Origin of the sequence: Defluviicoccus vanus, assembly GCF_014672695.1 — a bacterium.
Classification (GTDB): Bacteria; Pseudomonadota; Alphaproteobacteria; order Rhodospirillales; family Defluviicoccaceae; genus Defluviicoccus; species Defluviicoccus vanus.
The window spans coordinates 2896014-2917426 of sequence record NZ_CP053923.1 but is presented as its reverse complement, the minus strand read 5'-3'; the positions used below and the strand labels follow the sequence as shown (position 1 = coordinate 2917426).

Annotated in this window: 15 protein-coding genes and 5 pseudogenes; 8 read left to right on the top strand and 12 right to left on the bottom strand. The window is 65.4% G+C overall.

Annotation, left to right across the window (positions count from 1 at the left end):
• Positions 1-202: 202 nt before the first annotated feature.
• From HQ394_RS13145 to HQ394_RS20810, 5 genes are all read right to left on the bottom strand, one after another.
• Positions 203-1288, bottom strand: a complete 1086-nt coding sequence (locus HQ394_RS13145) for a sugar transferase (RefSeq protein WP_456151610.1) — start codon at positions 1286-1288, stop codon at positions 203-205.
• Positions 1289-1408: 120 nt separating this feature from the next.
• Positions 1409-2140 carry an acetyltransferase gene (locus tag HQ394_RS13140; RefSeq protein WP_190260610.1) on the bottom strand — a complete coding sequence of 244 codons (732 nt, stop codon included), beginning with the start codon at positions 2138-2140 and terminating at the stop codon, positions 1409-1411.
• Entirely contained in the window at positions 2137-3258 is a 1122-nt protein-coding gene (locus HQ394_RS13135; protein ID WP_190260609.1) for a DegT/DnrJ/EryC1/StrS family aminotransferase, read from the bottom strand. The genes HQ394_RS13140 and HQ394_RS13135 overlap by 4 nt, the downstream gene beginning before the upstream one ends.
• The gene (locus tag HQ394_RS13130) at positions 3255-4283 is read right to left on the bottom strand and encodes a Gfo/Idh/MocA family protein (protein ID WP_190260608.1); all 1029 of its coding nucleotides are present in this window, start codon (positions 4281-4283) and stop codon (positions 3255-3257) included. The genes HQ394_RS13135 and HQ394_RS13130 overlap by 4 nt, the downstream gene beginning before the upstream one ends.
• A gap of 32 nt (positions 4284-4315) precedes the next feature.
• Positions 4316-4807 (bottom strand): acyltransferase, encoded by a 492-nt coding sequence (locus HQ394_RS20810; protein ID WP_190260607.1) that lies wholly within the window; start codon positions 4805-4807, stop codon positions 4316-4318.
• Between the two features lie 175 nt (positions 4808-4982).
• Here HQ394_RS20810 and HQ394_RS13120 point away from each other — a divergent pair.
• From HQ394_RS13120 to HQ394_RS13090, 7 genes and pseudogenes are all read left to right on the top strand, one after another.
• Positions 4983-5783, top strand: a pseudogene (locus HQ394_RS13120) (IS91 family transposase); the annotation flags it as partial.
• A 30-nt stretch (positions 5784-5813) separates the two neighbouring features.
• The gene (locus HQ394_RS13115; RefSeq protein ID WP_456151433.1) at positions 5814-7532 is read left to right on the top strand and encodes a nucleotide sugar dehydrogenase; all 1719 of its coding nucleotides are present in this window, start codon (positions 5814-5816) and stop codon (positions 7530-7532) included.
• A gap of 176 nt (positions 7533-7708) precedes the next feature.
• Positions 7709-9074: pseudogene (locus HQ394_RS13110) on the top strand (IS1182 family transposase).
• A gap of 90 nt (positions 9075-9164) precedes the next feature.
• Positions 9165-10117 (top strand): annotated as a pseudogene (locus tag HQ394_RS13105) (IS630 family transposase).
• A gap of 228 nt (positions 10118-10345) precedes the next feature.
• Positions 10346-11812: a hypothetical protein gene (locus HQ394_RS13100; protein ID WP_223291568.1), complete on the top strand. Its 1467-nt coding sequence runs from the start codon at positions 10346-10348 to the stop codon at positions 11810-11812.
• A gap of 126 nt (positions 11813-11938) precedes the next feature.
• On the top strand, positions 11939-13069 hold the full coding sequence (locus HQ394_RS13095) for an IS4 family transposase (protein WP_190260604.1): 1131 nt from the start codon (positions 11939-11941) through the stop codon (positions 13067-13069).
• 104 nt (positions 13070-13173) lie between these two features.
• Positions 13174-14079, top strand: a complete 906-nt coding sequence (locus tag HQ394_RS13090) for a hypothetical protein (RefSeq protein ID WP_190260603.1) — start codon at positions 13174-13176, stop codon at positions 14077-14079.
• A gap of 242 nt (positions 14080-14321) precedes the next feature.
• On the opposite strand, the gene istB is transcribed toward HQ394_RS13090, so the two are convergent.
• From istB to HQ394_RS20010, 6 genes and pseudogenes are all read right to left on the bottom strand, one after another.
• The gene (gene istB / locus HQ394_RS13085) at positions 14322-15200 is read right to left on the bottom strand and encodes an IS21-like element helper ATPase IstB (RefSeq protein ID WP_317628948.1); all 879 of its coding nucleotides are present in this window, start codon (positions 15198-15200) and stop codon (positions 14322-14324) included.
• A pseudogene (locus tag HQ394_RS13080) lies at positions 15197-15640 on the bottom strand (IS21 family transposase); the annotation flags it as partial. The gene istB and the pseudogene HQ394_RS13080, both read right to left, overlap by 4 nt.
• Positions 15559-15987: a phage portal protein gene (locus HQ394_RS13075; RefSeq protein WP_223292102.1), complete on the bottom strand. Its 429-nt coding sequence runs from the start codon at positions 15985-15987 to the stop codon at positions 15559-15561. The gene HQ394_RS13075 and the pseudogene HQ394_RS13080, both read right to left, overlap by 82 nt.
• Before the next feature lie 8 nt (positions 15988-15995).
• Positions 15996-16208 (bottom strand): phage head-tail joining protein, encoded by a 213-nt coding sequence (locus tag HQ394_RS13070; RefSeq protein WP_190260602.1) that lies wholly within the window; start codon positions 16206-16208, stop codon positions 15996-15998.
• A 3-nt stretch (positions 16209-16211) separates the two neighbouring features.
• Positions 16212-18227, bottom strand: a complete 2016-nt coding sequence (locus HQ394_RS13065) for a phage terminase large subunit family protein (protein ID WP_190260601.1) — start codon at positions 18225-18227, stop codon at positions 16212-16214.
• Positions 18175-18462, bottom strand: a complete 288-nt coding sequence (locus HQ394_RS20010; RefSeq protein WP_223291567.1) for a hypothetical protein — start codon at positions 18460-18462, stop codon at positions 18175-18177. The genes HQ394_RS13065 and HQ394_RS20010 overlap by 53 nt, the downstream gene beginning before the upstream one ends.
• A 654-nt stretch (positions 18463-19116) precedes the next feature.
• Between HQ394_RS20010 and HQ394_RS13055 the strand changes: the two are divergent.
• Positions 19117-20253, top strand: a pseudogene (locus tag HQ394_RS13055) (IS4 family transposase).
• On the opposite strand, the gene HQ394_RS13050 reads toward HQ394_RS13055, so the two are convergent.
• Positions 20225-21364, bottom strand: a complete 1140-nt coding sequence (locus HQ394_RS13050; RefSeq protein ID WP_190260600.1) for an IS3 family transposase — start codon at positions 21362-21364, stop codon at positions 20225-20227. The pseudogene HQ394_RS13055 and the gene HQ394_RS13050 overlap by 29 nt on opposite strands.
• Positions 21365-21413: the final 49 nt, after the last annotated feature.

The following is a 21413-nucleotide window of genomic DNA, read 5'->3' as shown; positions in this document are numbered from 1 at the left end:
TATCTCTCCGATCCGTTTGCCTCTCGCACCCGATCCATACTCGGATGCTGCGGGAAAGGCGAGCGACCGGCGTCGTCGATCGCGCCTGCCTCCGACGCGGCGACGAGGTCCGCCGGGCCGACGCGGAACGCGATCAGCGTCGGAGAGGACGTTGGAAACGCGGCGAAGGCCGCCATTGTACGGCCTCTCGATGCGCGCACGGCTAGCAAGACCCGTTCCGAAATGCGCCGGGAGAGACAATGAAGGCGATCGCGCGTCGAACGACGACGGCCGCCGTCCGGTAGAGGATCTTCAGATCGAGCAATATCGACGCGTTCGCCACGTACTGCAGATCCATGCGCACCATGTCGTCGAATGTGACGTTGCCCCCGCTCTCGATCTGCCAGAAGCCGGTAATGCCGGGCTTAACGGCGAGGATCCGACCGAGGTGCCAAGCCTGGTAGAAAGCGACCTCGTAGGGAATGGGNGGCCGCGGTCCGACGAGGCTCAGATCGCCCTTCAGAACGTTGAAGAGTTGGGGAAGCTCGTCGATCTTCAAATTGCGGATGATCCTGCCGATCGGGGTGATGCGGGGATCGTTGTCCAGCTTCTGCCAAGTCTTCTTGTCGTTCGCTTCGTCTTCGCCGTCGGGGGCATCGCCGATCAATTTGGCGACGTGATCGCGATGGATCCTCTCATCAGCGTCTTGATACATGGAACGAAACTTGTTCATGACGAGAGGCGTACCGTCCTTGCCCAGCCTCGTTTGTCGAAAGATGGCCGGGCCGGGCGACGTCATCGCCACGGCGATCGCCGTCGCCAGCATCAGCGGCGCGCAGAGGACGAGCACCGTGGAGGCGATGACGATGTCGATCAGCCGCTTGGCGATGGCCTGCAGGCACCCGTTCGTGCGATCGAAGAATATGCTCTGCTCGGGCGAACAGGCGTCGACGCCGGAGAGCAGGCGGTCGAAGATGTTGTCGGGAAACGTGAAGGTGGTGCCAAGGAATCGCAACCCGTTGAGCCGAGTGCTGAGGCGCAGGAGAAACCTCTGCGCGCCCTCGGCGTTCGTGTCCAACAAGATGACGCCGATCGTGCCGACGTCGATGTACCCGACGACATCGATGTCGCGTTTGATCCTGTGGAGGTGCTGCGCCAATCGGTCGGCGGCCGCGAGTTCGTTGATGTTCCCGCTGTCGTAACGAAACACGGCGAGGGAAAGCGGACCCTTGGTCCGTTCGGACCGTCGGCGCTCGCGCTGAAGCTGACTCAAGAACAATTCGGCGGAGAGCGTGTCCTCCAAGCGCATGTCGCCGCCGTATGGACGACGTGCTTGGACTTGAGCGAAGGGAACTGCCTGCGCATTTGTACGAAACATCGTCTCCTCTCGACCCATATTTATACAACGTTGAGAGCAATGCCCTCCGACTCACTCGCGCGGGTGCTGCTTCAATTGGCTACTTCGTTCCGACAGAAAGAGATTGTTGCGGACGTCGAGGCTGTGACGACCGCTCTTGATCGGACGCGCCGGATTGCCAGCGACGCTCGTCCCCGCGGCGACGCTCCTGGTGACGTTCGATCCGAGCCCGATCAGGCAGCCACTCCCCAACTCCACGCCGTTGATGATGTTCGAACCGCTGCCGACGTAACAGTTCTCACCGACCTGGACGCCGCCCGCGATCGCTACGTTCGATCCGATCAGGCTAAAGGCGCCGATGACGACGTCATGGTGGACGACCGTGTTCGGCAGGATGCAGACATGGTCGCCGATTACGGCGTTGCTCGTCACCACCACGCCCGCCATGATCAGGACGTTGCAGCCGACGCGGGCGAGCCGCGAAACCGCCGCCGTGGGGTGGACGACGCGCGCGAACCGGTTATCCGCGACGCCCAACCCCTCGATGATCCGTCGCCGCTCCCGATAGGAGGCGGGACTCCCCGGCACCGCGAGAACTGCCGCCGAGGCGTGCTCGACGAGGGCCTCCCGTCCGACGACGGGACGCCCGACCTCCGTCGGCCCGCGCTTCGACGGCGTGTCGTCGACAAAGGCGACCAGCCGATGCGCGGGCCCGAGGCAGTCGACCGCCTCCAGCGCGTTCCCGTTGAAGGGAAAGATCAGGAGCGGCGCCGCCTCGGCGGACGGTTGCGGTCCCGTGTTCACAGCGGATCCACCAGTCGATCGGCGCGGGCGAGCCGCGTCACCGCCTCCGCCACCGTCTCGCACTGCGCCGCCATTAGCTCCGGGAACATCGGCAGCGACAGGACCTCGGCCGCGGCCTTCTCGCTGTGGGGGAACCGTCCCCGCTTGTAGCCAAGGTCGGCGTAGGCCGGCAAAAGGTGGATCGGGTAAGGGTAGTGGATGCCGGTCTGGACGCCTTGCGCGTTGAGCGCGGCCTGCCACGCCTCGCGCCGCGCCGTGCGGATCGCGTAGATGTGGTAGACGTGACGCGAATAGGGCATCGCTTCCGGCGTCGGGACGCCGCTTCCGGCGAGGAGCCGATCGTAGCGCGCGGCCGCCGCGCGCCGGCCCTCCGTCCAGGCCTCCAGGTGGCGCAGCTTGATCCCGAGGACGGCGCCCTGGAAGCCTTCCATCCGGTAGTTGTAGCCCTTCAGTACGTGCTCATATTTCCGCTCGGCGCCCCAGTCGCGGAGCATGCAGATGACGCGGGCGCGCTCGGCGTCGTTGGTCGTGACCATGCCGCCTTCGCCGTAGGCGCCGAGGTTCTTGCCCGGGTAGAAGCTGAAGCATCCCATGTCGCCGAGCGAGCCGACGCGGACGCCGTCGTACTCGGCGCCGTGCGCCTGCGCCGCGTCCTCGACGACGAGGAGGTCGTGACGGCGGGCGATCTCGAGGATCGGCTTCATGTCGGCCGGCTGACCGTAGAGGTGCACCGGCAGGATCGCCTTTGTCCGAGGCGTGATTGCGGCCTCGATTTGACTGGGATCGATGGTGAACGAGCGCGGGTCGATGTCGACAAACACCGTCCGCGCGCCGCAGTAATGGATCGCCGCCGCCGTCGCCACGAACGTGAACGGCGTCGTGATCACCTCGTCGCCGGGGCCGACGCCGGCGACGAGGAGGGCCAGATGCAGCGCGCTCGTGCCGCTGTTGACGGCGATCGCGTGCTCGACGCCGCAATAGGCGGCGAACGCCTTCTCAAACGCCGCGACCGCAGAGCCGAGAGTGAACTGACAGGACGAGAGCACCTCCTCGATCGCCGGGAGGACCTCGTCCTTGACCGAGGCGTACTGCGCCTTCAGGTCGACGAAAGGGATCACGCCGCTCTTCCTTGCCGGAGGTAGACTGTCTCGCCGCGACCGCGCATCGAACTATTGGCCGCCTCGATCACCTCGACGACGCGGACGCCGAGGCGGCCGTCGGTCTCCGGTTGCTTGCCTTGCTCTATGCAATCGATGAAGTGCTCACTCTCGACCCTGAGCGCCTCGCTCAAGGCGAGCTTCGGCGCCCACATGTCGCCCATCCGGTAGCCGATACGCATCTCCTGGATCTGTTGGGGATCGTCGGTGAAACTGACGCCCTTGTCGTAGACCTTGATCTTCTCGCTCGGCTCGAGGTCGTCGTAGGCGATCATCTTCTTGCTGCCGCCGACGAGGATCTGGCGCACCTTCACGGGGGCAAGCCAGCTGACGTTCGCATGCGCGATGACGCCTGAGTCGTAAAACAGCGTGATGAAGGCCAAGTTTTCCGGCGTACCGGGGAAGTGGTTCGTGCCGCTCGCCGAGACGGCGACGGGAAACTCTCCAAGGAGATAGTCGAGGATTGAGAAATCGTGGACCGCGAGGTCGGAGATCACGCCGACGTCGCGTTGGAAGAGGCCGAGATTGACCCGCGTCGAGTCATAGTAGTAGATGCGCCCGAGATCGCCGCTCCTGACGATCTCCCCNATCTTCCGAACCGCGCCCGTATAGATGAAGGTGTGGTCGACGATCAGCGTCAGCTTGCGCCGATCCGCCTCCTCGACGAGCTTCATCGCCTGAAGCGACATCTCCGCCATAGGCTTTTCTATCCAGAGGTGCTTGCCGGCCTTGAGCGCGGCCATGCCGAGCTCGAAATGGGTCCCGACCGACGTCGCGACCGCGATCGCGTCGACCTTTGGATTGGCGAGCAGATCCTGGAACCGCGTCGTCGTCGTCACCGCCGGATACCGGCGGCTGACGACCGCGAGCTTGGCGGGGTCGAGGTCCGAGACCGCCACGACTTCCGCCCCTGGCGTCTCCGCGAAGTTCCGCACGAGGTTTGGGNNGCCCCAGTAGCCGTACCCGATCACACCTATCCCAATCATTATTTGACCCTCGCTTGGAAAAAACTTGGCCGTCAGCGCACGGCGGTTGACGGTTTCTTCGCCGTCGAGATCGTACGCGCAGGAACCCCGGCGACGATGGCGTGCGCCGGAACGTCTCTCGTCACCACCGCGCCCGCGCCGACGATGGCCCCCTGCCCTATCGTGACGCCGCACAGGATCGTCGCGTTCGACCCGATCGAAGTGCCTCGCTCGACCCGCGTGGCCTCGACGACCCAGTCGGCCTCGGTCTGCAGTCTGCCGTCAGCGTTGCTCGCGCGGGGGTAGCGGTCGTTAACGAACATCACACCGTGGCCGATGAACACGTCGTCATCGATGACGACGCCTTCACAGATGAAGGAGTGCGACGAGATCTTGCACCGCGCGCCGATGACAGCGTTCTTCTGAACCTCGACGAACGCGCCGATCTTCGTCTCGTCGCCGATCCGGCAACCGTAGAGGTTGACGAGCGACGGGTGATTAATCTTCACGTCCCGGCCGAGAACGACGCTGTCAGCGATCGGCATCGTTTCCTCACCCCGCCCCGCACAAGTGGTCTCCATCACGTCCGCCACCTTACGCAACGAAGGAACGCGATCAACCCCCAATAGTGTTATTGTGTACACTAATGCTCAAAAAAAAACATAGGACGAAACCGCTCCCGCGGTAGGGGAGCATCTGTGGTCGCGGGGATGACGGCGGGTGCTGCACACCTGGGGCTCGGCGCTGACCCACCATCCGCACGTCCACGTCATCGTCCCGGGCGGCGGCCTGGCGCCGGACGGCGACCGATGGATCGGCTGCCGGCCGGGGTTCTTCCTGCCGGTGCGGGTGCTGTCGACCCTATTCCGGCGGCTGATGCTGGCGGCGCTGGCCGAGGCGCACCGGTCCGGCCACCTCGCCTTCTTCGGCCGCCTCACGGCGCTCGCCGACGCCCGCGCCTTCGCGGCAGTCCTTGCCCCGCTGAAGAAGACGAAGTGGTTCGTCTATGCGAAGCAACCCTTCGCCGGGCCGGACGCGGTCCTCGCCTATCTGTCCCGCTACACCCACCGCGTCGCCATCTCCAACCGACGGCTGGTCGCCTGCGACGACGAAGGCGTCAGCTTCCGCTGGAAGGATTACCGCGCCGACGGCCTACGCCGCTGGAAGACGATGATGCTCCCGGTAGCCGAGTTCATCCGCCGCTTCCTCATCCACGTCCTGCCGGCGGGCTTCCACCGCATCCGCCACTACGGCTTCCTCGCCAACGGCCAGCGCCGCGCCGCCGTCGCCCACGCCCGGGCGCTGCTGNGCGGCAAAGCCAAAGCGCCAGATGATCGGACGGTGCCCGCCGACAGCACCGGCGATGCCGCGGCCGGCTCCGCCGACGCCGCACCGCCGAAGGCGTACCGCTGTCCCTGCTGCGGCGGCGTGATGATCGTCGTCGAGACCTTCCGGCGCGGCGCCGCGCCCGCATCCCGACCGGCGGCCGCGGCGCCGGTCATCGGGATCGACAGCTCATGAGACCGCCGCAACGGCCAGCCGCCCGCACCGATGCCCGATCCCGCCGCCGATCCGCGCCCGGCGACGCGGCGACGCGCCCGGACCAGCGGCAGCTGCCGCGAAAGACACCCGATCGGCCGGCCGCCGATCGCCGCAGCTCGTCCCGAACCGTGGCCGTCATGCCCCGCCGGGCCACGGACAGCTGCCGGCAGCCGCGCCCCCGCCTCCCACGGCCAATTCCCCATAGACCCATTCCCACCGACCAGCACCGGTGCGGCCCCCGCGGTTTCCTCCCCTGAGGCTTATCGGACGCCTGCCGCCCGCGCGTCACCACCATCGGTGTACGGCAGGCATCCGATAACCCTAAACATATTTGGCATTGGAGAACGTCCGCTCTGTCGGCTATCGTCGTTCTTCTGGACGGGAGTTGAAGCTATGAGTGGCTCGGGGGTCGATCCCGCAGCGCTGATTCAGAGGTTCGTGCGCCGCGAAGCCGTCGTTGGCATCATCGGCATGGGTTACGTCGGTTTGCCACTGATGCTGGCGGCGGTCGCCGCCGGATTCTCGGTGATCGGTTTCGACATCGACGACGTCAAGGTAGGGGCCTACAACCGAGGCGNNCGAGCCCCGCTTAGCCACATCGGCGACGACAAGGTCGCCGCCGCGCGCGCCACCGGGCGCTTCGAGGCGACGTCGAACTTCATGCGCCTGAACGAACCTGATGCGATCGTGATCTGCGTGCCGACGCCGCTCGGCGCCCACCGGGAGCCCGATCTCTCCTTCGTCGAGGCGACGGCGCGCGCGATCGCGGCCGTTCTGCGGGCCGGCCACCTCGTCGTACTGGAGTCGACGACGTGGCCCGGCACGACGCGGGAAGTCGTAAAACCGATCCTCGAGGAGACCGGGCTGCGCTCCGGCGTCGATTTCTTCCTCGCCTTCAGTCCCGAGCGCGAAGATCCCGGCAACGCGACGTTCCACGTCGGGCGGATTCCGAAGGTGGTGGGCGGCGACGGCGAACATGCGCTGACGCTCGCCTGCGCCTTCTACGATCAGTTCGTCGCGAGGACTGTGCCCGTGTCCTCGCCCGAGACCGCCGAGGCAACGAAACTGACGGAGAACATCTTCCGCGCCGTCAACATCGCCCTAGTCAACGAACTGAAGATCGTGTTCCAGGCGATGGACATCGACATCTGCGAGGTGATCGAGGCTGCAAAGACGAAGCCGTTCGGCTATCTCGCCTTCTACCCCGGCCCCGGACTGGGCGGACACTGCATCCCGATCGACCCCTTCTACCTGACCTGGAAAGCACGCGAGTACGGCATCTCGACGCGCTTCATCGAACTCGCGGGCGAGGTCAATACGTTCATGCCGCGCTACGTCGTCGATCGCGCGGCCCGGGCGCTTGACCGGGAGAGCGGCAAGGGCCTCAACGGCGCCTCCGTCCTCGTCGTCGGCGTCGCCTACAAGAAGAACATCGACGATATGCGCGAAAGCCCGGCGCTCGAGATCATCGAACTCCTCGAGAAGCGCGGCGCGAACGTCGATTTCCTAGACCCGCACATTCCCGTCGTCCCGAAGACGCGCGAGTACGGGCACTTGGCCGGCCGCCGATCGGTCGAGCTGCAAGCCGCCCCGAGCAAGATCTGGGACGTCGCAGTCGTCGTAACCGACCACGATGCGATCGCCTGGGAGCTGCTGCCGAAGCACGCGACCATCGTCGTCGACACGCGCAACCGCCTCGCTCCCTCGCCCACCGTCCACACCGCCTGACGCGGCGGGGGAACTCCACACCAATGATCAAGGAGTTTGCGGTACGGCGATAACCGTGCCGTTGGTTCGCAGGGGTCGAGCGCGGTCCTAGCAGCCTGTCGGACTTAACGCGAGGCGGAGCTGTGGGTTATAGAATCCGGGCATGGATTCACGCCCCCGGCCCGGACCTCTTCGGCATGAGCAACTTCCGCCCGATCGACCGCGACAGCGGATTTCTGATGCCGCCGTCGGTGGACGAGTGGCTTCCGCAGCGGCACTTGGCGCGGTTCGTGGTGGAGGTGATCGCGGGGCTGGATCTGCGGCCGATGACCGGCAGCTACCGTGGCTCTGGGGAAGCGTCCTACCACCCCAGCCTTCTGCTGGGCATTCTGATCTACGGCTACGCCACCGGGGTGTTCTCCAGCCGCAAGCTGGAGCGGGCGACCTATGACAGCGTGGCGTTCCGCTTCATCGCGGCGAACGATCATCCGGACCATGACACCATCGCCGCGTTCCGCCGACGCTTTCTGCCGCAGATCGAGAAGCTGTTCGTCCAGGTGCTGGTGCTCGCGCGCGAGATGGGCGTGCTGAAGCTGGGAACGGTCGGGCTCGACGGGACCAAGGTCCACGCCAATGCCAGCCGGCACAGCGCGCTGTCCTATGACCATGCGGGCAAGCTGGAGGCCCAACTGCAGGCCGAAGTGGCCGATCTCATGGCCAAGGCAGAAGCGGCGGACCAGGTGGACATCGCTGACGGCATGTCGATCCCCGACGAACTGGCGCGACGTGAGGAACGGTTGTCCAGGCTCGCCGAGGCCCGGGCGAAGATCGAGGCCCGCGCGAAGGAACGCTTCGAACGGGAGCAGGCAGACCATCAGGCGAAACTCGCAGCACGGGACGCCAAGGCAGCGGCCACCGGCAAGAAGCCCACGGGCCGTGAGCCGAAGCCGCCGGTGGCGACGCCGCTGCCCACGGATCAGATCAATCTGACCGACGAGGAAAGCCGCATCATGGCGGTGGCGGGCGGCGGTTTTGAGCAGTGCTACAATGCGCAGGCGGCGGTGGCGGCGGGCAGTCTGCTGGTGGTGGTCGCCGACGTGGTGCAGGCGCCCAACGACAAGCAGCAGCTTACACCCATGCTGGACAAGATCGGCACTCNNTGCCGGACGTGCTCGGCAGGCCGGACATGCTGTTGGCGGACAATGGCTACTTCAGCGAGGCGAATGTGCAGGCCTGGGTGTGGCCGGCGGGATCGAACCGCTGATCGCACTTGGTCGCGAGGCGCATCATCTCAGCCTGCAAGAGCGCTTCGCTGCGGCGCCACCGGCGCCCGAAGACCCCACCCCGGTTCAGGCGATGGCGTATCGGCTGCGCACGCCGCAGGGCCGCGCGCTCTACGCCCTGCGCAAGCAGACGCCCGAGCCAGTGTTTGGCATCATCAAGTCCGTGCTGGGGTTCCGGCAGTTCCTGCTGCGCGGGCTCAATGCCGCCCGTGGCGAGTGGAGGCTTGTGACCATGGCATGGAACCTGAAGCGGATGTTCGCCCTCAGCCGCGCCGTCTAGAGCGGAGGCCGATCTGAGTGAATCGTTGGGGATTCCCATTGGGGGCTGGTTCTGATTCAAGATGTCTGCCGGAGGAGGAGGCCGGTGGACATGTCGACAGCGCTTTCCCTCGATCTTCGCGTCCGGGTTCTCAAGGCGGTGGCGGAAGGCGCGAGCCATCATCGCGCGGCGGCGGCGCGGTTCGGCGTCAGCGCCGCCAGCGTGAGCCGATGGCGGGCGCTGGAGCGGACGCAGGGTGATCCGCGCCCTGGCCCGCTCGGCGGCGACCGCCGCTCCGCCCGCGTCGAGGCGCAAGGCGCGCTGATCCGGCAGCTGATCGAGGCGACGCCGGACGTCACCACCGAAGAGCTGCGCGCGACGCTGGCCGAGCGGGGCCACGGTTTCGGCTACGGCACGCTGCAGCGGTTCTTCCGCCGCCACGGGCTCACGCGCAAAAAAGACCGGCCATGCGACCGAACAGGACCGCCCCGACATCCTGAAGCAGCGCGAGGCGTGGTTCGACGGCCAGATCGACCTGGCCCCGGAGCGCCTCGTGTTCATCGACGAGACCTGGGCGAAGACCAACATGGGCCGTACCTACGGCCGCGCGCCCCGCGGCGAGCGGCTGCGCATGGGCTTCCCCATGGCCACTGGAAGACCACGACCTTCGTCGGCGCCCTGACCATGCGCGGCATGATCGCGCCCCCTTCGTGCTCACCGGAGCGATCAACCGCGACGCCTTCGATGCCTATGTCGAGAAGGTGCTCGTCCCCGAGCTCCGCCCCGGCGACATCGTGATCATGGACAACCTGTCCAGCCACAAGGGGCCGCGCACCGATGCGCTGATCAAGGACGCGGGCGCCAGCCTCCTCTTCCTGCCGCCCTACAGCCCCGACTTCAACCCCATTGAGAAGGCGTTCGCGAAGCTCAAGGCCCTGCTCCGCAAGGCCGCCGAGCGCACCGTCGAAGCCCTCTGGGCCGCCATCGGCCGCTTCGCCGACGACTTCACCCCAGCCGAGTGCGCAAACTACTTCAGCGCCTGCGGATACGATCCAGACTGGTAGGATTCCGCTCTAGCCTGCGCGGCCAGTTCCGCAGGCGCGCCAGCGCGACCGCACCGCCCAAAATGGCGCTGACAGAGGCGCCGACGCACCGATCCCTACGCAGGTCCGGCGACGCCCGAGACGCAAGTCCGACGACAGCTGCTAGCCAATTCGTTGACGTCGGCAAGCGCCCCCGCCCAAAATACGCTCTTCTTTGCCCAGGGGCAGTCGTTATTCGCGCGCACGACCATGAACGCGCTGGGCCTAGCCAAGTTCAGGCTGCGGTTCTTTTCCGCGTTCGGATCAAATGGCGCCGGTGCTACGAGATTCGGATTGGTCCATCTGTCGGCCGACAAAGGCTTGACCTGGCATCTGCCGGACGGGACGCTGGTGTCAAACAGCAATCCGGCCGATGGGATCACGACGCATATCTCTGGTGCACAAGCTTTGGTCGCGGCAGCCAATCCCATCCAGATCTTGGACCCGCTCAGCTATAACGAGATGAGTGTGGCGTCGTCGCCAAACGCCCAGGAATACGCGCTCGACGAGTCTCTCCGCGTGCGTGACCTGATCGTGAGGCCTATATTTTATGACTCCGCAGCGACGCCCGGCCCATTTATCTGCATGCGGGTGGAAGTGCTGGCCCAAGGTTTGGCTCTCGTCGTTGGCGGCGGCGGTGCTCCATCCGGTCCTCAGTCGATCGAGTTCAACGGCGATTCATTGAGCACCCCGACGGCAAATCAGATCATCGGCGTGCATCTGGTCGACACGGCACTGACCCTGCCGGTCAATATGAACGGCGGCCTGGCGTCGACCGAGGCCGCACCGACAGCAACCACGGTAGTTCAGATTACCAAGAATGGTGCCAGTGTTGGCTCTATCACGTTCCCCCCCTGCCTCCACCGACGGCACATACTCGCTGAGCGCGACAAGCTGCGTGCGTGGCGACAAGCTGAGAGCGGTCATGCCCGCGGTCACCAATGGCTTGGGCCGCGTCTCCTACGTCTGGCTCGGGATCGTGTCCTAATGCGGCGCCGGAGCGGGGGCGCAAACCCGATAAAATCGCGCACGCCATGGCTGCCCTACGAGGCCGATCCGCTATCACTGCCATGGCGCCCGGTGGCGGCGCTGGTCCACGACGTCGGCCATCGGTTAGTCAACGATCTGACCGACCCGATGATCCTGCCCAATGGGGAGCTGAATGTCGCCGGCAGCAGGCACAACTTAGCCTACGCCTACGTCGGCGGACTCAGCGATCTGGGCCCGGAGGATACAAGCAACGGCGATTACGACTGCGGCTGTCGGCTAGAGGGCCGTGCGTGGTGGCCGGCACAGAACCTGCCGCGTGGCGTTGGCGCATCGTCTCAAACAGAATGGGGAGCGACCGGCTGGGGCGTGCACTGCGGCACCGCGGTTCTGTGCCGGTTCATGAAGGACATTGGCATCACGGTAGTAGCGCCGGAGCCGCTCGATACGTCCACATCTAGCGCGCAGTTCCTGTATGCCTCTGCATACTACGATGGGGCACTGCTGGTCGAAGACGGCCCGAAAGTTATGTTTCAGGTTGACTGCGCGTCATTACATGGCAGTAACGCCGCAACAGCCGCCGCTGCCTTCGCTTCCGTTATTACGAAAACTGCGCAGTGGAGTGTCAGCGGAAATATTCCCATAAGCTTCTACGACCCGACGCTGCTCTCAGGAATCCCCTCATTTTGAGTTTTGATACGGATCAATGGGTTGCTACGGATGAGCTTTGCGGCGGCGGTCGGTTATGCAGGGTGAGAGGAAGGTTTCGAGGGTTGGGGTGGGGAAGTGAACGGGGTAGCGCGTCCTGAGTTTCGTTTGACCGACGTTCGTCGGTTTCTTGATGGGGTTTTCGCGGGGCATGTTCACGCCAAACGGATCGCGTCGCTGGCCAACGGCACGCTGGGGGTGATGACCGGTGCGTCGCTGGCGGTTTCGATGATCGGCCATGCGTTGGCGCAGGCGCGGGGATTGCTGACCAAGCATGCGGTCAAACAGGTCGACAGGCTGCTGAGCAACGCCGGCGTCTCCGTCTGGGAGATGTTCGGGCAATGGGTTCCGGAGGCGGTTGGCGGCCGCAAGGAAATCGTCGTCGCCATGGACTGGACCGATTTCGACGCCGACGGGCAGGCGACGCTGGCGCTCAATCTGGTGACCGGGCACGGCCGGGCGACGCCGCTGTTGTGGCTGACGATGCTGAAGGCGGAACTGGCGGGCCAGCGCAACGCCATCGAGGATGCGTGTCTCGGCCGCCTTGCCGGGGTGTTGCCGGCGGGGACGACGGCGACGATCCTCGCCGACCGCGGCTTCGGCGACCGCAAACTGTTCGATTATCTGACGAAATTGGGCTTCGCCTATGTCATCCGGTTCCGCGGCGACATCCGCGTCGACGCCGCCGACGGAGAAAGCCGGGCGGCGGCCGAGTGGGTCGGCAAGGGCGGCCGGGCGCGCCATCTGCGCGGCGCCTCGGTCACTGCCGCCGCGCAACCGGTCGGCGCCGTCGTCTGTGTCCACGCCAAGGCGATGAAGGAGCCCTGGTGTTTGGCGACGAGCAAGGCAGACGCATCGGCCCGCGAAATCGTCAACCTCTACGCCAGACGCTGGACCATCGAGCCCAGCTTCCGCGACACCAAGGATCTGCGCTTCGGCATGGGGCTCGGCGCCGTGCGCATCGGCGATCCGCAGCGCCGCGACCGCCTGCTCCTGCTCAACGCCTTCGCCGTGCTGTTCCTCACCCTGCTCGGCGAGGCCGGCGAAGCGCTCGGCATGGACCGCCACCTCAAGGTCAACACCGCCAAACGCCGAACCCATTCCCTGTTCCGCCAGGGCTGCATGCTCTACGACCTCATCCCGGCCATGCCCGAACCCCGCCTCCGGCCGTTGATCGAAAGGTTCCTCGAAATGCTAAAAAACAAACCAATCACCGCCCAACTGACGAACATAGCTTAAATGAGGGGATTGATGAGCGCCGGGACACGTACCTACCGTACATGGAACGGGTCTCGGGGCAGCAATCGTTTGTGACTTGCTGGGCCTTTACCAATCCGAACGCGATGGATGCGTCCGACTGGCTCGCCGGCTACAACCAACCCGGCCACCAACACAAGTTTATGTGGCCTGTGAGACCGCACAACAACCACACCAGGAACGGATGGCTTGATGAGTCCAACGGGTGGCGCCGCCTCGTCACCCAGTTTATGGCCGCGATCAACGGAAATCGCCCCGGCGACGGGATGTACATGATCACCAGTGACGACTATCTGGAGGGCGCGGAGATCATGCCATCTGATCGCTCGCAACACGCCATCTATGACGTGTGCGGGTACTACATCCACTGGTTTCGGTCAGGAGTAAAGCCTCCGATCGTCCGAGACTGCATATACTACATGCATAGGATGCATGATTACAATGCAGCCCCTAATCAGTCCTATCAGACGGTCGTCTCCACTGTCGGCCCCGGCATAGTTCCGCTTGGAGGCGGAAGGTTTGCTTATAGGAGTACTGGTGGGACTCCTGATAACAAGATTTCCGTCCTCTGCTTCTTTACGGAGGACGTCGATGACGTGATGGCGATCACGTTTGACGGCACCCGGCACTCCGGCGCAGTCGCTGGCGGGACCCCGATCATCGTCGAGTTCGACCTGCCGACGACCACCGGCGGCAACATCCGCTTCCAGGTGAAGCGCGGTGGCGCCGTCATCATCGATATGCCGTCGGCCTTCAAGTATTACGTCCTGCTCCCTGGCCACACCTTGCCCTACTGGCAGGATCCACTGCCTGCGGCAGGTGGGTCGCTGCGGTACGAACTCGGGCAGCAGGGCCTTATTGCCGCGCCGTACGCCGAGCCTATCCTTAACTGCCGCACTCACATCAAGGGCACTCTCGGCATGGGCCCTCCGGCGGGATGGACTATCCCTGGCTGGCCGCCGCCCGGTGGCGCGCTACCGGATCCATCGTAATCCGCCTCTGAGGCCCATCTCACGCCACTATCAGATTGGCTTTGTGGGGAGCATGACGTCTGCATCCAACGCATGGCTCAAATAATACAGGGGCACCGCTTAACCACTTTTTTGACTCTCACCTCAGGTGTCTTTTACTCTCATCTCAGGTGTCCCGCTTCACAGGCCATTTGGGCGAGCGGTGCAATCACGGCAAGGGGCCCGATCGGGCCCCTTGCCGTGCGTCGGCTTTGCCTCGGGGATCAGGGCTTGCTGGTTTCGCCGGTCTCGGGATCGACGGTCTCGGCGGTGGTCTGGTTTTGCTCCGCCCGATCGGCTGCGGTGGGGGGACGACGACGTCCGGCGGATTGCTTCAACCGGTAGCTGTCGCCGTTCATGGTGAGGATATGGACGTGGTGGGTCAGGCGGTCGAGCAGCGCGCCGGTGAGCCGTTCCGATCCCAGCACCGAGGTCCAGTCCTCGAACGGCAGATTGGAGGTGACGAGGGTCGAGCCGCGCTCGTAGCGCTGGGAGAACACCTCGAACAGAAGTTCCGCCCCGGTCGGCGACAGCGGCAGGTAACCGAGTTCGTCGACGATGAGCAACATCACCGACTGGAGATCGCGTTGCAGCTTCAGCAAGCGGCGCTCGTCACGCGCCTCCATCAACTGGTGCACGAGGGCGGCTGCGGTGGTGAAGGCGACGGTGAACCCCTTCTGGCAGGCGGCAAGAGCGAGGGCGAGCCCGACATGGGTCTTGCCGGTGCCACTGTTGCCGAGCGCGATGACGTTCTCCCGGCGCAGGATGAACTCGCAGCGGGCCAGCTCGAGCACCAGCATCTTGTTGAGGCTGGGAATCGCGGTGAAGTCGAAGGTGTCGAGGCTTTTGACCGCCGGGAAGCGTGCTGCCTTGATCCGCCGCTCGACCATTCGGCGTTCTCGGTCGATCAGTGCGAGTTCCACCAGGCGCAGCAGATAGCGGGGATGATCGACGCCGTCGCGTGCGCATTCGCGGGCGATCTTGTCGTATTCCCGCAGAACGGTCGGCAGCTTCAACTGCTTGAGGTGATGCGCCAGCAGAACCTGCGGTGTGCCGCTTGTCGTTCCCGCCGGCATCGCATCAGCGCCCGCCTTGCCGGTCATGCCGTTGTCCCGGGAACGAGAACGGCGTAGTCAGCCGCCGCCGTCATCCTGACGTCCATTTTCGGCAGATGTGGATAGGCCGTCAGGTCGAGCCGGGCCGGCCGCCGCTCGACGCGCGCCAGAGCAATCTGCTTGACCGCATCAAAGCCGATGACGCCGAGCCGGATCGCTTCGCTGACCGCGCTCGCCACCATCTCCATCGGGATCGCCTCCATCAGCCGCAGCACCTGGATGAACTCCCGCCTGCCGCGGTTGCCCATGCGCGCCTCGAGGAGATGGCGCAGGTGCTGGAACGCCTCCGGCAGATCCCAGTCTTTCAGCGCCGCCGCCTGGTCGAGGGCATTCGGCTTCGTCTCGATCAGCGCCAGATAGTGCAGCGGCTCGAATACGAAGGTGCCCGTGCCATAGCAGCGACGATGCCGGGCGATCGCCTCGCCGGCGATGAACACCTCGCGCGGCACGCCGCTGCAGGCCGTAGAAGTCGGTGACCCCATCGGCATCGGCGTCGTCGGTCCAATCGAGCCACAGCTTGTGTATAGACGCCTTCAACGCGGCATCGCCGATCAGCGACGACCACGTTGCCGGCCCAGCTGTCGATCGCATTCGCCGCATAACCGTTGTTGCGGATCAGCCAGCGGGCGCGGGCAGTAATGTCGGTGCCGGCCGCGGCGATCAGTGTGTTGAGATGCGCCCGGCTCGGCTGGAAGCCCTTCAGCCGGCGGTTGCCGAGCCCGGCCTCGAAGCCACCGATGAAGGCGCCGACCCGCCGCCGCCACTGCGAAAGCATCCCCGGCATCAGAGGCCCTTGCTCGCCGAGGTCAGGATCCGCCGCCGCAATGTGCCGGTCTCCATGGCGGCGATGCGCTTCTCCAGATCGGCGAGCGCCGCCGCCATCTCGGCGTCGGTGGCGTAGGTGATGCGCCGGCCCTCGACCTCGACGGTGCGCACCCCGCGGTAACGGGCCGCCAGCAGCGCATCGCGCTGCGCGGTCATCTCCTCGAGGATCATTGATCAGCTCACGTAGCTGGAGTGGAACACCCTTCGGCCGCGTCGTGGTGCCGCCGCCAGCTTTCCCGCCGTCGGCGATTTCTCGCCAGCGTTGGACTCCGTTGCGGTTGTTTCTTCGTCGCCAGTGTCGAACGCGACCTGCGCCTCCAGCTCGCGCCATTTGCGCTCGGGCCAGCGATCAGCGCCGGCGATCCAGGCGGCGGCGCGGGCGTAGACCCGGCAGTCGAGCACTTCGTTGCGCTCGCGGAGCTTCTGCCATTCGAGGCGGCTGAAGCCGCGTTTGGTCTTCACCGTCACCAGCTGCTCGGCGACCAACTGCTTCACCCATTCCGCGTCGACCTGCCGGGGAAGGTGGATGAAGCCGGCGGGATACCGATCGATCGGGTCGTCGCCTGTCGGCGCCGCCGACCGCAGGAAGCGATAGGTCTCGCTCTTGAAGGTGGCGACGGCGACCGTCCACAGCCGGGCGCCGCGGCGGATCCTGACGCCGCCCTCGGTGGCATCGACGTGCGTCGGCCCCGACACCGGCGCCGACCGGTTGAAGCCCTCGGCGCCTTTGATCGGCAGCACCTGCCCCCAGCCCTGCCGCCGCGCCCAGGCGTAGACGGCCGGCGCCTCGTAGCCGCTATCGATGCCGAGCCGGGCGACGCCAAGCCGCACGCCCGACGCATGCGGCCAGGTCTCGCCGAGCAGCACCGACAGCCGGGTCCAGGTCGCCGCCTCGCCCGGGCCGCCATCAATCACCAGGTGATCGATCAGCCAGCTCTCCAGGCCGCGGCCCCAGGCCCAGACCGAGACCTCGATCCGATCCTTCTGCACGTCGGCGCCGGCGGTGAGAAAGAGGCCGCCCGGCGGCACCGTGCCGATGCGCCAGTCCTCGCGCCGCTCGTAGAGGCGCAGCCAGTCGGGCGCTTCGCCGGTCTCGGCCCAGGTCTCGCCCAGCACGGTGTTGATGAAGCTCCGCTTGGCTTCGTCCGAAGACTGGCACAGCTCCCACTCCCGGGCGACCCGCTCCCACGACAGCCAGCCGACCGGAGAATAGAGACTCGACAGATGGAAGCCGATGGAGAGCGGATCGACGGGAACGGCCGTCGGCCGCCACTCGCCTTTCTCCAGCATCATCGTCTTGTGGTGCTCGGCGATCGGCCGCTCGCAGGCCTCGCAGACGTAGGCGGCCGTCTCCGGCTGGCCTTTCTGCCAGCGCAGCCGCTCGAACGTCATAGACTGGGACTCGCCGCAGTGCGGGCACGGCACGAAGAACCGCCGCTGATCGGAGGCCTCGTATTCGCGCTCGATCCGCGACAGGCCCTTAATCGTCGGCGTCGAGGCGAGGAACACCTTGCGCCGCCACGAGAACGTCCGCGTCCGCGCTTCGGCGAGCGCCACCGGATCACCCTCGTCGTCGGCCGACGGCGGATAGGCGTCGACCTCGTCGAGGAACAGGTAGCGCACCGGCATCGAGCGCAGGCCGACCGCCGAGTTGGCGCCGGTCAGCACCAGGATGCCGCCGGGAAACTCCTTCGACAGTACGGTGTTGCCGGAGTCGCGCGATCGGGCCGGTGCGACCTTCTCGCGCAAGCTGGGGCTCTCCTCGATCAGCGGATCGATGCGCTGCTGCGAAAAGCGCTTCGCCAGTTCCACGGACGGCTGCACCGCCAGCATCGGGCCGGGAGCGTGGTGGATGACGTAGCCGATCCAGTTGCAGCCGCTCTCGGAAGCTCCGAGCTGGCTGCCCTTCATGAACACCACGCGCTGCGCCGGATGGCGCGGGCTCAGCGCATCCATCAACTCCTGAAGATACGGCGTCCGCGACGTCCGCCAGGGTCCCGCTTCGTTGGCGCCGCGCAAGCTCAGGATGCGATGGCGATCGGCCCAGGCCGAGACGGTGAGATCGGGATCCGGCGTGAGCCCTGCCGTCCAGGCCTGCAGCAGGTCCTCGGCGCCGTCGAACGGGGCGTCGATGCGGTCACCGGAACTCGGTCCGGAGTTCCGCCAGCTCGCCCAGGTGCTGCCGGGCATACTTCTCCAGCGCCGACTGCACGGCGTGGGGGCCGATGCCGAGATCGGCCGCCATCATCGCTGCCACCCGCGCCGGCCAGCCGGCCCAGGCGTCGCGCTCCTGCCGTGCCAGGCGGAACACCAGGCTGACGGCCCGCGCCCGGTCCACTAGCTCGCCCTTCAGCGTCTGCAGCCGGATGCGCCGTTCCTGCGCCTTCAGCACCTCGTTCGCGGTGCGAGCCTGCAGATACGTCATGCCGCCGGCCGCAGTCGGCGCCGGCAGTCCCCTGCTCGCGCAGGGTCTCGCTGACCGCGCCGACGGCGGCTGCCGGCACCGGCTTCAGCGCCGCGCGTCCGGCCGGCTGCTTGCCGGGATCGGTCGCATGCGCCCGGCGGGCGTCCGACGCCGCGGCGTCGATCGAGCCGTCGGCGTGCAGCACCAGCCGGCCCGACGCGCGCGCCTTCTGCACTGCACCCCGGGAGATGCCAGCGTGCTGCGCGTACTCACGTTCACTCATGCCGTGCCGCTGCGAGGTCATCGGATGATCACAGGGGGCAGAAAGAGCACCTAAAGAACAACCGATTAGAGTTGATGCCGGGCCGCACATAAGCCCTCATGGACGCATCGAAAGCGAAGCCACCGGGACCACAGACGATGACCATCACAATCCTGCCGACCAACAATCTGAATAGCCCCTAGTTTTCTAGACGCCTTCGGCTTTCAAAAACTGCTGCCGTTCGAACTCGGCGGGTGACAGCATCCTCAGGAATCCCCTCATTTTGAGTTTTGATACGGATCAATGGGTTGCTACGGATGAGCTTGGCGGCGGCGGTCGGTTATGCAGGGTGAGAGGAAGGTTTCGAGGGTTGGGGTGGGGAAGTGAACGGGGTAGCGCGTCCTGAGTTTCGTTTGACCGACGTTCGTCGGTTTCTTGATGGGGTTTTCGCGGGGCATGTTCACGCCAAACGGATCGCGTCGCTGGCCAACGGCACGCTGGGGGTGATGACCGGTGCGTCGCTGGCGGTTTCGATGATCGGCCATGCGTTGGCGCAGGCGCGGGGATTGCTGACCAAGCATGCGGTCAAACAGGTCGACAGGCTGCTGAGCAACGCCGGCGTCTCCGTCTGGGAGATGTTCGGGCAATGGGTTCCGGAGGCGGTTGGCGGCCGCAAGGAAATCGTCGTCGCCATGGACTGGACCGATTTCGACGCCGACGGGCAGGCGACGCTGGCGCTCAATCTGGTGACCGGGCACGGCCGGGCGACGCCGCTGTTGTGGCTGACGATGCTGAAGGCGGAACTGGCGGGCCAGCGCANNACGCCATCGAGGATGCGTGTCTCGGCCGCCTTGCCGGGGTGTTGCCGGCGGGGACGACGGCGACGATCCTCGCNNCGACCGCGGCTTCGGCGACCGCAAACTGTTCGATTATCTGACGAAATTGGGCTTCGCCTATGTCATCCGGTTCCGCGGCGACATCCGCGTCGACGCCGCCGACGGAGAAAGCCGGGCGGCGGCCGAGTGGGTCGGCAAGGGCGGCCGGGCGCGCCATTCTGCGCGGCGCCTCGGTCACTGCCGCCGCGCAACCGGTCGGCGCCGTCGTCTGTGTCCACGCCAAGGCGATGAAGGNAGCCCTGGTGTTTGGCGACGAGCAAGGCAGACGCATCGGCCCGCGAAATCGTCAACCTCTACGCCAGACGCTGGACCATCGAGCCCAGCTTCCGCGACACCAGGGATCTGCGCTTCGGCATGGGGCTCGGCGCCGTGCGCATCGGCGATCCGCAGCGCCGCGACCGCCTGCTCCTGCTCAACGCCTTCGCCGTGCTGTTCCTCACCCTGCTCGGCGAGGCCGGCGAAGCGCTCGGCATGGACCGCCACCTCAAGGTCAACACCGCCAAACGCCGAACCCATTCCCTGTTCCGCCAGGGCTGCATGCTCTACGACCTCATCCCGGCCATGCCCGAACCCCGCCTCCGGCCGTTGATCGAAAGGTTCCTCGAAATGCTAAAAAACAAACCAATCACCGCCCAACTGACGAACATAGCTTAAATGAGGGGATTGATGAGGACAGCATCCCGTTTCTGACCTGCTTGCGCACCGGGTTGTAGAACATCTCGATGTAATCGAACACGTCCTGCCGGGCTTCCTCGCGTGTTTTGTAGGTCCGGCGCCGGATGCGTTCGCGCTTGAGCGAAGAGAAGAAGCTCTCGGCGACGGCATTGTCATGGCAGTTGCCGCGCCGGCTCATCGAGTGCTCGAGATTGTGAGCTCTGATGAACGCAGCCCAGTCCATACTGGTGAACTGCGAGCCCTGATCCGAGTGGATCAGCACCCGTTGCTTCGGTTTGCGCCGCCATACTGCCATGTGCAGGGCCTGCAGCACTACATCGGTAGTCTGCCGGCTCTGNATCGACCAACCCACCACGCGGCGGGAATAGAGATCGGTCACGACAGCCAGATAGGCAAAGCCCTCCAGGGTGCGGATGTAGGTAATGTCGGTCACCCAGGCCCGATCTGGCGCAGCCACGTCAAACTGGCGATCCAGAGTATTGTCGACGGCCAGAGACGGCTTGCCACCATAGCTGCCGGGCCTGCGCTTGTAGCCGATTTGCGCCTTGATACCTGCCAGCCTGGTCAACCGGGCAACGCGGTTCGGGCAACATGTCTCGCCGTGATCCAGCAGGTCATCGTGCAGCTTGCGGTAGCCATAGACCTTGCCGCTGTCATTCCAGGCTTGCCGGATCAGCTCTGTCTGCCGAGCATCTTCCCGAGCCCGTTGGCTCAGCGGGCTCTTTTGCCAAGCATAAAAACCGCTGGGCTGGATGCGCAGGCACCGACACATCGATCGAACCCTGAACTGGTCACGATGCTCGGCAACAAATGCGTATCTCACTTTGCATCCCTGGCGAAATACGCGGTGGCTTTTTTTAAGATGNTCGCGCTCCTCGGTCACTCGGGCCAGTTCGCGCTTCAGCTGGCGGATCTCGGCATCCTTGCTGGCATCGCCGGACACCACCTTCGCCAGTCGCCGCTTCCAAGCATACAGCGAATGCTGACTGACGCCGAGCCGCTCGGAAACCTCAGCTACCGGATACCCACGCTCGGTGATCTGGGCCACCGCATCACGCTTGAACTCATCACTGAAATTGGGCTTCCCCATCGTCGTCTCCTGTCCTCAAAATTAGGATAGAAGGCGTCCAGAAATCTAG

Excerpts from the sequence above, each read along its gene's own strand:
- HQ394_RS20810 (WP_190260607.1), bottom strand. The coding sequence starts at position 4,807 with ATGCCGATCGCTGACAGCGTCGTTCTCGGCCGGGACGTGAAGATTAAT.
- HQ394_RS13100 (WP_223291568.1), top strand. The coding sequence starts at position 10,346 with ATGAACGCGCTGGGCCTAGCCAAGTTCAGGCTGCGGTTCTTTTCCGCG.
- HQ394_RS13090 (WP_190260603.1), top strand. The coding sequence starts at position 13,174 with ATGGATGCGTCCGACTGGCTCGCCGGCTACAACCAACCCGGCCACCAA.
- istB (WP_317628948.1), bottom strand. The coding sequence starts at position 15,200 with ATGACCGGCAAGGCGGGCGCTGATGCGATGCCGGCGGGAACGACAAGC.
- HQ394_RS13075 (WP_223292102.1), bottom strand. The coding sequence starts at position 15,987 with ATGCTTTCGCAGTGGCGGCGGCGGGTCGGCGCCTTCATCGGTGGCTTC.
- HQ394_RS13070 (WP_190260602.1), bottom strand. The coding sequence starts at position 16,208 with ATGATCCTCGAGGAGATGACCGCGCAGCGCGATGCGCTGCTGGCGGCC.
- HQ394_RS13065 (WP_190260601.1), bottom strand. The coding sequence starts at position 18,227 with ATGCCCGGCAGCACCTGGGCGAGCTGGCGGAACTCCGGACCGAGTTCC.
- HQ394_RS20010 (WP_223291567.1), bottom strand. The coding sequence starts at position 18,462 with ATGACGTATCTGCAGGCTCGCACCGCGAACGAGGTGCTGAAGGCGCAG.